At 57.5% G+C, this 12,860-nt stretch carries 10 protein-coding genes; 2 read left to right on the top strand and 8 right to left on the bottom strand.

The features are described 5' to 3' along the window. Nucleotides 1-71: 71 nt before the first annotated feature. Entirely contained in the window at nucleotides 72-1,145 is a 1,074-nt protein-coding gene (locus tag FIV08_RS09175) for a 3-deoxy-7-phosphoheptulonate synthase (RefSeq protein ID WP_061331154.1), read from the bottom strand. A gap of 267 nt (nucleotides 1,146-1,412) precedes the next feature. Between FIV08_RS09175 and FIV08_RS09180 the strand changes: the two genes are divergently transcribed. Together FIV08_RS09180 and FIV08_RS09185 are read left to right on the top strand one after the other, a co-directional pair. After that, complete coding sequence (locus FIV08_RS09180) at nucleotides 1,413-3,149, top strand: DUF1631 family protein (RefSeq protein ID WP_228715522.1); 1,737 nt, start codon at nucleotides 1,413-1,415, stop codon at nucleotides 3,147-3,149. A 9-nt stretch (nucleotides 3,150-3,158) separates the two neighbouring features. Further along, nucleotides 3,159-3,563 (top strand): PilZ domain-containing protein, encoded by a 405-nt coding sequence (locus FIV08_RS09185; RefSeq protein ID WP_152438098.1) that lies wholly within the window; start codon nucleotides 3,159-3,161, stop codon nucleotides 3,561-3,563. 53 nt (nucleotides 3,564-3,616) lie between these two features. Here the strand turns inward: FIV08_RS09185 and FIV08_RS09190 are convergent, their stop codons facing one another. The 7 genes from FIV08_RS09190 to gloB all read right to left on the bottom strand — a co-directional run bounded on the left by FIV08_RS09190 (nucleotide 3,617) and on the right by gloB (nucleotide 12,776). After that, the gene (locus FIV08_RS09190) at nucleotides 3,617-4,402 is read right to left on the bottom strand and encodes an enoyl-ACP reductase FabI (protein WP_061331157.1); all 786 of its coding nucleotides are present in this window, start codon (nucleotides 4,400-4,402) and stop codon (nucleotides 3,617-3,619) included. A 68-nt stretch (nucleotides 4,403-4,470) separates the two neighbouring features. Next, entirely contained in the window at nucleotides 4,471-6,069 is a 1,599-nt protein-coding gene (locus FIV08_RS09195; protein ID WP_152438099.1) for an ABC transporter ATP-binding protein, read from the bottom strand. Nucleotide 6,070: 1 nt separating this feature from the next. After that, nucleotides 6,071-7,093 carry an ABC transporter permease gene (locus FIV08_RS09200; protein WP_152438100.1) on the bottom strand — a complete coding sequence of 341 codons (1,023 nt, stop codon included), beginning with the start codon at nucleotides 7,091-7,093 and terminating at the stop codon, nucleotides 6,071-6,073. A 2-nt stretch (nucleotides 7,094-7,095) separates the two neighbouring features. After that, a complete protein-coding gene (locus FIV08_RS09205; protein ID WP_138435570.1) occupies nucleotides 7,096-8,181 on the bottom strand; it encodes a microcin C ABC transporter permease YejB in 1,086 nt (361 codons plus the stop codon). 46 nt (nucleotides 8,182-8,227) lie between these two features. Next, a complete protein-coding gene (locus FIV08_RS09210; protein WP_152438101.1) occupies nucleotides 8,228-10,063 on the bottom strand; it encodes an extracellular solute-binding protein in 1,836 nt (611 codons plus the stop codon). Between the two features lie 12 nt (nucleotides 10,064-10,075). After that, a complete protein-coding gene (locus FIV08_RS09215) occupies nucleotides 10,076-11,818 on the bottom strand; it encodes a LysM peptidoglycan-binding domain-containing protein (protein ID WP_152438102.1) in 1,743 nt (580 codons plus the stop codon). Between the two features lie 163 nt (nucleotides 11,819-11,981). Next, entirely contained in the window at nucleotides 11,982-12,776 is a 795-nt protein-coding gene (gene gloB, locus FIV08_RS09220; RefSeq protein WP_152438103.1) for a hydroxyacylglutathione hydrolase, read from the bottom strand. Between the last annotated feature and the right edge of the window lie 84 nt (nucleotides 12,777-12,860).

Genomic DNA, 12,860 nt, shown 5'->3' on the forward strand with positions numbered 1-12,860 from the left:
GGGCGGGCCCGCGTATCGGTCTCACGGGGCGCCGAAGCTGATCGGCTACCCCGTGAATCCTGTCAGCACGCTCAGGCGTTACGCTTGGGCAGCACGTCTTTGAGCTTTTCGCGCATATCCCGAATGGCTTTCTCGGTGGTTTCCCAGTCAATACAGGCATCGGTTACCGACACGCCGTATTTCAGGTCTGCCAGGTTTTCCGGGATGGACTGGTTACCCCAGTTGATGTGGCTTTCCACCATCAGGCTCTGGATAGACTGGTTGCCCTCCAGGATCTGATGGGTCACATCCTGCATGACCAGAGGCTGAATGGCCGGATCTTTGCTGGAATTGGCGTGGCTGCAATCCACCATGATCGACTTGCGCAGATTGGCTTTGTCCAGCGCCTGCTCGCACAGTGCAACACTCACGGAATCATAGTTCGGTTTGCCACCGCCACCGCGCAACACCACGTGGCCATAGTTGTTGCCCTTGGTGCGGATGATGGCCACCTTGCCTTGCTGGTCGATGCCCAGGAAGCTGTGGGGGTGAGAAACCGATTTCATGGCGTTAACGGCTACGTCCAGGCTGCCATCAGTGCCATTCTTGAAGCCAATGGCCATGGACAGGCCGCTGCTCATTTCCCGGTGGGTTTGAGACTCGGTGGTGCGGGCGCCAATGGCGGACCAGGCAATGGTGTCTTGCAGGTACTGGGGGGAGATCGGGTCCAGGGCCTCGGTGGCGGTTGGCAGGCCCATCTCGTTGATATCCAGCAGCAAGCGACGGCCAATGTGCAGGCCCTGTTCAATATCGAAGGTATCGTTCAGGTGTGGGTCGTTGATCAGGCCTTTCCAGCCAACGGTGGTGCGCGGTTTCTCGAAATATACCCGCATCACCAGCAGCAGGGTATCGCTGACTTCGTCGGCGAGTTTTTTCAGCCGGGCAGCGTAATCGCGGGCTGCCTCCACATCGTGGATAGAGCAGGGGCCAACCACGATAAACAGGCGGTGGTCTTTGCCATCCATGATGTCGTAAATGGCCTGGCGGCCAGAGGCTACGGTTTCGGCAGCTTCATCTGACAGCGGCATTTCGTTCTTCAGCGCTTCAGGAGTGATCAGTGGTTCCTGGCTGGCCACGTTCAGGTTTTCCAGTTTCTTGCCCGACATCTTGTTGTGCTTCCCCGAATCAGATCGTTACATCACCGGGTAACGCTGTCATTATGGGCCCGGTGTTTAATAATTAACGCGAATGGTGCCGGTCTGCAGTTGCTGTAAACCCCGGCGAGTTGGTTATACTGCGTTATTTGAAGGCCCTTTTCAACGCTTCCAGTCAACAGGTAACGGATGTCGCCGCCAGCCAGGAAACTACAAGCAGACTCTTCCCCCCGAAAGGTGGTTTCAGAGAGGATTACGCAGGTTCTTTCGGGTATCCGGGTGCCGGATTTACCCTATCCGGCCGGAAAATCGTCACCTGAGTCCAATGCCGATTGGCGCCCGCTGTTGTTTTCCTGTTGGACGGAACAACGGGACGAGCGGGTAACGGACGTTCTGCGGTCGGTGGAGATCGAATGGACCGTGCGCCAGGTCAATGCAGCCTATCTGTCTGACCGGATAATGGACGTGTTCCTGAAAACCAGTGGTTTGCATCGTGCCCTGGTTAGTCGTATTGCCAGATTACGGTTCTGGCTGGCGTGGCAGCTCGATACCCGCGGAGCCAATGTGTTCAGCGACGTTGTTCTTGACTGGTTGGACAACCTGCAGGAGTGGCGGGGGTGGAGTGATACCGGGGGGCGATCATCCAGGGTGTTGCTGGACCAATTGGACAGCCTGGTTATCGCGGTGTCCGGCAGCTTTGAAAGTGGCCAGCCCGAACTGGTGGAGAGCTATTGTAAACAATGGCTTGATGACCGGGAGAAAGGTGAGCACCAGGTCAGCCGGTTGCGTGAACGCCTGCTTGAGACCGAGCGTGGTGCTTCGCGGCAGCGTCTTGCCGACCAGGTTTCCCGCGCGCTGATCGGCAGGGCGCTGACTGGGCGTGAGTTACCGGTGGTCATCAGTCGATTCATCATCGAAGACTGGTACAAGGTTCTCAAACAAAGCGTGTGGTCCGAGGGCACAGACAGTGAGCTGTATCGACACGCCAACAAACTGCTCGAGTGGTTGGTATGGCTTGGTGACCCGGCACTGTCTGACAGAGATCGGAACCGGCTTTACCATGTAGGCGAGCAGATAGGGGACCGGATACAGGATGTGTGGACCCGGGCCCTCGGGCAGGGATTACCGGATAATGCATTGGCGGATATCCAGGCGGTTATCGTAGCGCGTATCCGCGGCGAGGTGCCGGAACTCAAGCCTGCCCTGGGTAGCGGTAACAGTCTTACCTGGGACAGCCGTTGGCTGTCCCTGACTCCGGTAGACCCGAAACAGGCCGCGGGCTTCATCGGCCGCTGGTTTGTTGAAGGCGAGGGTGCTACCGAGCAAAGGCGCTATCTGTTCGCGCTGCTCGAAGACAGCGGGGAAGTGCTTTGGACCAACGGCGCCGGGGTCAAGCTTGGGCTTCAGGACTGGGTGTTGTTCCTGGCAGATCTTGAAGCCGACACCCTGCGGTCCTTACCGGCTCCGACACCGTTTGGTGAGGTGCTCTCGGAAACCGTGAATCTGTTGTTCAAGGTGTGCGAGAAACAGCAGAAACAACGTGAAGAGGCGGCTCGGGAAGCGAGGGCTCGGGCAGAGGTACTGCGAAAGGAGAAGGAAGCCGCCGAGCGCGCAAGAAAGGCCGAAGAAGAGGCAAAACAGGCAGCCCTGGAGCAACAGAGGGCAGAAGCGGAACGGCAGCGCCAGGAAGATGAGAAAGCGGAGGAGGAACGTCTCCAGAAAGAACATGAGCTGGCGGCGGCCAAACAGGTGGATAGTATTGGTTTGGGAGGCTGGATTGTACTGGCCGCCCAGAAGGATGGTGAGGAACCGACCAGGCTGAAACTGGCGGTCAAGATTTCTGCATCCCGGAAGTTCGTGTTCGTGGACCGTCTGGGGCTTAATCGCCGTGAGTTTCTGCACGATGAGCTGGTATCCGGGGTCGTATCAGGCCGCATCCGGATATTGGGGAGTGCAGCAGAGTTCGACGACACCCTGAGCCGGGTTGTTGGCCGGATCCGTGTTGGCCGTAACTGAGGATGGCTTATGGTTGATGATAACTACGAGTTCGGAAGCTCCCAGGGGTTACCCGGTGGGCAGGACAATCGCGAGGAATATCGTTTAACCGCCAGGGCTCGGGCATGGCTGTGGCTTGAGTCACCTGAACCGGATGTTGAGGTACAGGATGCCATTCCTCTTGAATGCCAGATTCGCGATATTTCGGCGAGAGGCCTGAGCCTTGTCTCGTCGGAGCCGTTGGTGCTGAACTCGTTGCTGATGGCGGAGATCAGTCTTGGGCACAAAACGCAGCGGTTTCGGTTAATGGTGGAGGTTGTGTGGTGCCGTGAAACGGGCCAGGAATACCTGGTGGGTGTCCAGATTCTGGAATCGGATGAGACGGATTATCTGGAATGGATGGATGCGGTTGCCACAGCACTCACTGAAAGTTGAACCAAAAAAGCCGGCAAGGAGCCGGCTTTTGGGATGATGTCTCAGGACTGCGATCAGGATTCCAGTTCGCTCATCCCGGTGATGTTGAAGCCGCCATCCACGTAGAGAATCTCACCAGTAATACCAGAGGCGAGATCGGACGACATGAACGCTGCGGCGTTACCGACTTCTTCAGTGGTGACGTTGCGGCGAAGGGGAGCCTGCTTGGCGTTCTCGGCCAGCATTCGGCGGAAACTCTTGATGCCGGAAGCAGCCAGCGTCTTGATCGGGCCTGCGGAAATACCGTTTACCCGAATACCTTCCCGGCCAAGGCTGGCGGCCATGTAGCGGACGTTGGCTTCCAGTGAGGCCTTGGCAAGCCCCATGACGTTGTAGTTCTGCAGAACCCTTTCCGCACCGAGATAGCTCAAGGTCAGCAGGCTGCTGCCCTCATGCATCATCTTGCGAGCGCCCTTGGCCAGTGCGACAAAGCTGTAGGAGCTGATGTCGTGGGCGATACGGAAACCGTCACGGGTGGTCACATCCACATAGTTACCGTCGAGTTCATGCGCTGGCGCGTAACCAACAGCGTGAATAATGATGTCGATGTTATCCCAGTGTTTGTTGAGCTCGGTGAACACAGCGTCAATCTGCTCGTCACTGGCCACATCGCAGGGGAACGTCAGCTGACTGCCCCACTGATCCGCGAATTTCTCAACCCGGGACTGAAGTTTTTCGTTCTGGTAAGTGAAGGCCAGTTCAGCGCCTTCACGGGCGAATGCCTCGGCGATGCCGTAGGCGATGGAATGTTTGCTGGCTACACCAACAATCAGTGCTTTCTTGCCACTGAGGATTCCCATGGGTATCTGCTCCCTGTGTTCCTTGGTTTCAGCGCATTATCCCCGACATGCGTCGGCGGGCGTAACGGTCAATTGGTCGTAGGCTGATAAAAGAAAGCCGCGGTCAGCAGTTCCCGGGTGTAGTCCTGTTTCGGTGCCCGGAAAATAGCCTCTGCGGCCCCGTACTCCACTATCTGGCCGTTCTTCAGCACCAGCAATTTGTGGCTGAGTGCCCGAACGACAGCCAGATCATGACTGATAAAGATGTAGCTTAGCTTATATCTGGCCTGAATTTCCCGTAAAAGCTCAATCACTTGCTTCTGGACGGTCCGGTCCAGGGCGGAGGTAGGCTCATCGAGAATGATCAGTTCCGGCTGCAACACCAGTGCCCGGGCGATGGCAATGCGTTGTCGCTGCCCGCCGGAAAATTCGTGGGGGTAACGGTGCCTGGCGTCTGGGTCCAGCCCCACATCCTTCAGTGCCTGAATCACTCTGGCGTCGTGTTGCTCGGCATCGTTGGTGTCGTGTATCTCTAGCCCTTCACGGACAATTTCAGCCACCGACATCCGGGGGCTCAGACTACCGAAAGGATCCTGAAAGACAATCTGGACCCGCTTGCGCCAGGGTCGGAACTGCTTCTGGGACAGAGGCCCAAGTTCGGTTCCCGCCAACCGGATACTCCCGGTGCTGGCGGTTAACTTCAGTAGCGCATGTCCGATGGTGGTTTTGCCACTGCCGCTTTCACCGACAATACCCAGTGTCTCGCCTGGTTGCAGGGCAAAACTCACGTTCTGAACCGCGTGGAAACTCTCCTTGACCTTGCCCAGCAGGTTCTTGCGAATAGGGAACTGAACATTCAGCCCCGTGACTTCCATCAGTGTTCTACCACCATCAGTCGGTGGGAGAGGGTTTTCTGGTGGTTCCGCATCAATGAGCTTCCGGGTATAGGGGTGCGCAGGCGCGGTGAACAGTTGCTCGGTGGCGGCTTCCTCAACGCATTGACCCTGTTCCATAACCACCACTCTATCCGCATAGCGGCGGACAATGCTCAGGTCGTGGGTGATCATCAGAATGGCCATGCCGAGTTTCTGTTTCAGCGATTCCAGCAACTCCAGTACTTGTTTCTGTACGGTCACATCCAGAGCCGTGGTGGGTTCGTCGGCGATTAGCAGATCCGGTTCGTTGGCCAGGGCCATGGCGATCATGATCCTCTGTTTCTGGCCACCGGACAGCTGGTGTGGGTAGCTGTTCAGGCGCCGCTCTGGCTCGGGAATGCCCACCAGGTCGAGCAGTTCAATACAACGCTTTCGGGCCTGGGGGCCACGCATGCCCTTGTGTAGCTCCAGAGTTTCGGTGATCTGCTTTTCAACCGTGTGTAAGGGGTTGAGCGAGGTCATGGGCTCCTGGAAGATCATGCTGATTTCCCGGCCGCGGATTTGTCGCAACCGGCTATCCGCAGCCGTCAGCAAATCTTCGCCACGATACAGAATCTTGCCAGAGGGATAACGGGCATGCCGGGCATCCAGTAACCTGAGAACAGACAGGGCCGATACCGATTTTCCAGAGCCGCTTTCGCCCACCAGCGCCAGGGTTTCGCCGAGACCAACTCGCAGCGACAGGCTGTCTACGACCAGCGGGCCGTTATCAAAGCGGATGGACAGGTCCGAGATGGTCAGGAGCTCACTCATATCAGTTCTTTCTCGGGTCAAAGGCATCTCGTACGGCTTCGCCTACAAACACCAGCAGCGTCAGCATCACCGACAGGGAGACAAAGGCAGAGATACCCAGCCAGGGGGCATGAAGGTTGGCCTTGCCCTGGGCGATCAGCTCCCCCAGGGACGGAGAACCGGACGGCAGGCCAAAGCCCAGGAAATCCAGCGAGGTTAGCCCGGTAATGGCGCCAGTCAGGATAAACGGCAGAAAGGTGAGGGTGGCCACCATGGCGTTCGGCAGAATGTGCCGGAACATGATGTGCCGGTTACCCAACCCGAGCGCCCGAGCCGCTTTAACGTATTCGAAGTTTCTCGCCCGCAGGAATTCAGCACGAACGACATCCACCAGCCCCATCCAGCTGAACAGCAACATAATGCCCAGCAACCACCAGAAGTTGGGCTGGACAATGGCAGAGAGGATAATCAGCAGATACAGCATTGGCAGGCCCGACCAGATCTCGATAAAGCGCTGGCCGAACAGGTCCACCTTGCCTCCGTAAAAGCCCTGAATGGCGCCGACGATCACGCCCACAATGCAGCTGGCGATGGTCAAGGTCAGACCAAAAACCACGGAAATCCGGAAGCCGTAGATGACCCGGGCAGCCACGTCCCGGCCCTGGTCGTCTGTACCCAGCCAGTGTTCGGCGCTGGGTGGTGCGGGCGAGGGTACGCTCAGTTCATAGTTGATGGTGTTGTAGCTGAATTTGAACGGCGGCCAGAGGATCCAGCCGTTGGCCTCTATTTCGTCCCGGATGAAGCGATCCCGGTAGTCGGTTTCTGTGGGCAGAAAGCCGCCAAATGTTTCCTCGGGCACCATCTGGACTACCGGGAAATAGACATCGCCCTGATAGGAGACCACCAGTGGCTTGTCGTTGGCGATTAGCTCTGCCACCAGGGAAAGACCGAACAGGGCCAGGAAAAGCCACAGTGACCAGAAACCACGGCGATTATTCCTGAAATTCCGCAGCCGGCGCTGCTGTATGGGCGTCAGTCGGGGCATGGTTACGCACCCTCCCGGCTTTCAAAATCGATGCGCGGGTCTACCAGCACATAGGTGATGTCGCTGATCAGTTTCAGAATCAAACCCATCAGCGTGAAGATGTAGAGAGTGCCGAAAATCACCGGGTAATCCCGGTTCAGGGCCGCTTCAAAGCCCAGCAGGCCTAGGCCGTCCAGGGAAAAAATCACCTCTATCAGCAAGGACCCGGTAAAGAACAGGGACACCAGAACACCCGGCATGCTGGCGATCACAATCAGCATGGCGTTGCGGAACACGTGGCCATACAGCACTTGTTTCTCTTCCAGACCCTTGGCCCGGGCCGTCACCACGTATTGTTTGCCGATCTCATCCAGGAATGAGTTCTTGGTCAGCAGGGTGAGGGTGGCAAAGCCGCCAATCACATTGGCGGTCACCGGCAAGGCCAGGTGCCAGAAGTAATCGGCAATCTTCTGGTACCAGTTGAGCTCATCGAAATTCGGAGAGGTCAGGCCCCGGAGGGGGAACCAGTCGAAATAGCTGCCGCCGGCAAACAACACGATCAACAGAATGGCAAACAGGAAGCCGGGAATGGCATAGCCCACCACGATGGCAGAGCTTGTCCAGACATCGAATCGGGAGCCGTCAGACACGGCTTTGCGAATGCCCAGGGGGATGGAAATCAGGTAAATGATCAGTGTGGACCAGAGCCCCAGGGAAATGGAAACCGGCATCTTGTCGATGATCAGCTCAACGACGGTACGGTCCCGGAAAAAGGATTCGCCGAAATTGAAGGTGGCGTAATCCTTGAGCATTTTCAGGAAGCGCTCATGGGCGGGCTTGTCGAAACCGTACATCACCTCGATTTCTTTCAGCAATTCCGGTGGCAGGCCCCGGGAACCCCGGCTGTCGCCGGAGCTGGTGACGACTTCACCACCGGTATCTCCACCGCCCGCCCGTGCCAGGGCACTGCTGCCGTGGCCTTCCATCTGGGCAATAAGCTGGTCAACCGGGCCGCCCGGTGCGGCCTGCACAATGATGAAATTGAGTAGCATAATCCCCACCAGCGTGGGGATGATCAGTGCTAGCCGCCGGAGAATGTAGATGCCCATTTAGGGGAGGAATCCTTTCGTTACAGCGTTGGTGACAGTCGATGGATCAGCGGTTGATCCACCAGTTGTTCAGGTCGATACCATTTTTCGGTGTGACCTCAGGTCGCTGTAGATGGTTCCAGTAGGCTACCCGGTCTTTGGTCAGGTGCCAGTGCGGAATCACATAGTGGCTGTGCAGAAGCACCCGGTCGAGCGCCCGCACACGGTGTACCAGCTGTTCCCGGTCCGGCGCCTGGATGACCATGTCGACCAGTTGGTCTACCACGGGATCATTAACGCCCATGAAGTTCCGGGACCCGGATACCTCTGCGGTACTGGAGTGCCAGTATTCCCGTTGCTCATTACCCGGGGAGTCTGATTGCGGCAGCACCTGGGTGATCATGTCGAAGTCAAAGCTGCGCACCCGTTGAATGTACTGGTTGCTGTCAACGAGCCGCACGGTGACGTCTATGCCCAGACGTTCCAGGTTGCGGGTAAAGGGTAGTACCACCCGCTCAAAACTCTTCTGGAACAGCAGTACTTCAAAGCTCAGTTGCTTGCCGGTTTCCTCGTGCACCATTTTGCCGCCTCGGATGCTGTAGCCGGCCTCGTTCAGCAGTTCCATTGCCGCCCGCAGATTGTCACGCATGGACCGGCTGTCGCTGGTGTCCGGCGGGGTGTACTCGCGGGTAAATACCTCCGGGTTAAGCTGATCGCGGAAGCGCTCCAGGATGTCCAGTTCAGGGCCTTCAGGTAGGCCGGATGAGGCCAGTTCACTGTTTTCAAAATAACTGTTGGTCCGGGTGTACTGATCAAAAAACAGGTTACGGTTAGCCCACTGGAAGTCAAAGCCGTAGGCCAGGGCCTGGCGGACCTTCGGGTCACGGAATACCGGCTTTCGGGTGTTGAAGACAAAACCCTGCATACCGCTTGGGCGTTGATGAGGGATGGCCTCGCGAACGATTCGGCCATCTTCGAAACGCCGGCCGGTGTAGGCGGTTGCCCAGTTCTTTGCGGAGGTTTCCTGGCGGAAGTCGAAGTTGCCTGCTTTGAAGGCTTCCAGCGCTACCGTGTCATCGTTGTAGTATTCGTACTGGATGCGCTGGAAATTGAAACGTCCTACACGTACGGGCAGGTCTTTTGCCCAGTAGTCTTCAATCAGCTCATAGGTAACAGAGCGCCCAGCATCAAACGAACCAATGCGGTAGGGCCCACTGCCCACCGGAATGTCCAGACCGTTTCGACCAAACTCCCGCTCTTCCCAGTAATGGGCCGGGAGAATAGGCATTTGCCCCAGGATCAGAGGCAGCTCACGGTTATCGGTTTCGCCGAAATCGAATCGGATACGATGACTGTTCTCGATGGTAACCTTGCGCACATCCGCGTAGTAGTTGCGGTAGAAGGGGTGCCCTTCAGTGGTCAGGATACGGTGCGAGAATTCGACGTCTTTGGCGGTGATCGGGGTGCCGTCCTGGAATCTCGCTTCTTCCCGCAAATTGAATATGACGTACCGGCGGTCTTCGGGAAACTCAACGCTCTCGGCAATCAACCCATACTCGGAGAATGGCTCGTCAGAAGACGATTCCATCAGTGTGTCATAGACGTAAGTGCTGACGCCGGCAGCTGCTACGCCGCGAATCACAAACGGGTTGAAGCTGTCGAACCCGTTGGATACCACGGACAGCTTCAGAGTGCCGCCTTTGGGCGCCTCGGGATTAACGTAATCGAAGTGGCTGAAGCCTTCCGGGTATTTCAACTCACCATGCATGGCGATCCCATGAACGGGCGCTGGCCCGTTTTCATGGTGATCGTCAGCAGCGGAAAAAAGTGGAGTGGCCATCAAGGCCAGGGATGTGATCAGTCCAGACAGGATCAGATGAGGTGCTTTCCGTGTTTTTGTCATGGTTCTCGCACGTTATGGGCTGTTTCTTATGTCCACGTAGAGTACCAGACTTTGGCCGGGTTGCAGATAACGGTTGGTATTAAGATCGTTCCATGATGCGATATCCCGCACATTCACCGAGAAGCGGCTTGCAATGGCAGACAGCGAGTCACCCTGGCGCACACGATATCCCACCTTGCGAACCATGGCGCTGTCCCGCTGGCTACTGGCAACATTCTTGGTGGGTTGTGCGGTTTTAGACCAGATCACCAGTTGTTTGCCCGGGATCAGTGGGTCGCCCGGCGCCATCCCGTTCCAGGCCGCCACTTCCCGTACCGAAACCCGGTGTTCCCGGGCAATGTCCCAGAAGGTATCGCCACGGCGGACCGTGTAGTTAACCTTGTTGCCATCCCGTTGCCGCTCCTGGGTGCGTTGCAGGCGCTGGCTCTGGCTCAGCGCATAGGTCTCCGAACCCTTGGTGGCCGAGGGAATCAGCAGCTGCTGGCCGATGCGGATGAGATCGCTGTTCAGCTTGTTAACCTGCTGGATGACGGAAGGTGTTGTCGAAAACTTTCGGGCGATGGTGTTCAGGCTATCGCCTTTCTGCACCCGGTAATTCTGCCAGGACACCCGCTGCTCGGTCGGGAAATCGGCAAGCGCTGTACGGAAGCCCTCGGCTTTCTCAACCGGAACCAGCAACCGATGAGGCCCATCCGGGTTGGTGGCCCAGCGATTGTAAGAGGGGTTCAGCAGATAGATTTCGTTGATTTCGATACCGGCAAGTTCGGCCGCCTGGGCGAGGTCGAGCTGAGAGCCGGTGTCGACGACCTCGAAAAATGGCTCGTTCTTCAGGGCCGGCAGTTCAATGCCATAGGCTTGAGGGTCGTCAAAGATCTTTGCCAGCGCGATCAGTTTGGGTACGTAGTGCCGGGTCTCGGTGGGCAGGCTGAGCGACCAGTAGTCGGTGGACTTACCGGCGTTGCGATTACGGCGCATAGAGCTGGATACCGTACCGCCACCCGCGTTGTAGGCTGCCAGCGCCAGGGTATAGTCGCCGTCAAAGCGGTTGGCCAGGCGGTCAAGGTAAGTAAGGGCTGCATCGGTGGCCGCAATCACGTCCCGGCGGTCATCGTGCCACCAGCTTTGAGTCAACCCGAAATACTTGCCGGTTGACGGGATGAATTGCCACAAGCCCGCAGCCCGCCCGTGTGAATAGGCGAAGGGGTCAAAGGCACTTTCAACAATGGGTAGCAGTGCGAGTTCGTTGGGTAGCCCCCGCTTTTCGGTTTCTTCGAGGATGTGGTACAGGTATCGGGAGCCGCGTTCAACAACCCGGTCGATATAGCGGGGGTGTCGGGCATACCAGTCCAGCTGTGCCTGAACCCGGGCATTGTCGACGGAGTGGTCCATCTGGAAGCCTGCCCGGAGTCGATCCCACAAATCCGACTCGGATGCGGCAACGTCCTGACCGTCGCGGGGGTTATCCAGTTTTTCCCGCGCTTCCCTGGCTTGCTTGCGCAGTTCGGGGGCGATGGCGTCGTCCAGCGGGGCTTCGGCAGCGCCGTCACCGTTTCCAGAGGCTACCGACCTCTTCAGGCCTTCGTCTCCCTGTGCAACCACGACTTCATCGGAATCCAGGGGGTTGGTGTCCGCGGTGTTGTTGTCTTCACCAAACCAGGCTGACGGTGTGTGCCAGTTTTCCAGAACCTGGCTGGTGCTACAGCCTGAGAGGAGGGTGCTGGCAAACAGCACATAAGACAATCGTTTCACCGACATAGACACAGCTTCCGGATATTGGCCGGGTGTGGACAGAAACCCGGCACATTAATGAGTTACGGTAACAAACAGGCTTGGATTCTATGGGAGCCCTTTTCCGGGGGTCAATAAGGCTGATGTTACGGCTGTGAGAAGAAATGTTAAGAACTCAATCAACAACGGCTCAGAAATGGTCCTTGCCGTGCCGGATGGCCGCGAACACGGCATCCGCCGTATCGCATGGCAAACCCTGCCTTGCAGCATATTGCCGGGCGCTTTCGATCACTTCCGGCTGGTCCCAGCGCATAAACGGGTTCAGGGTTTTTTCTGCACCAATACTGGAGGGTACGGTTGGCTCGCCACGGTCTCTCATGGCCTGACAGTCCTGCTCAAACTGCTCGAGGGCCTTGTCGTCTGGCAACCAGCTGCGGGCAAACCGGAGATTGGCCAGGGTGTATTCGTGGGCACAGTAAACCCCGGTCTGATCGGGCAGGGCGCGCAACGACTCCAGGGACTGTCGCATCTGCTCGGGTTTGCCCTCGAACAGCCTCCCGCAGCCGCAAACGAAGAGCGTGTCGCCGCAGAACAGCACAGGGCGATCATTAATTTCAGTTTCCGAGTAGTAGGCAACATGGTCGAGAGTGTGGCCCGGTACTGCCATGACCTCGAAGGTCAGGCCTTGCCAGACCACTTCGTCACCGGGATGGATCGAGTTGGTGGTGCCCTTGAAGGGCGAATCCTCCGGGCCCGTTATGCGAACATCCGGAAAGGTCTTTGCCAGGCTGGCGATGCCGCCGGTGTGGTCGGGGTGGTGGTGGGTGACCAGTATGGTATCCAGAACCAGCTGCTGACTTTCCAGGTAGTCTTCCACCGGCTTGGCCTGCCCAGGGTCTACCACCAGCGCTTTGCCGGATGACCGGTCGCAGAGGCACCAGATATAGTTGTCGGAGAACGCAGGAATGGCCTGGATATCGAACATGAATGACCCCATGTGCTGATTGGATGTGGCTGTTATGATAGTGCAACGCCGTTTCTATCCCAAGGGTCGTTCGTGAGCCGGGAA

This window comes from Marinobacter sp. THAF197a, assembly GCF_009363275.1.
Classification (GTDB): Bacteria; Pseudomonadota; Gammaproteobacteria; order Pseudomonadales; family Oleiphilaceae; genus Marinobacter.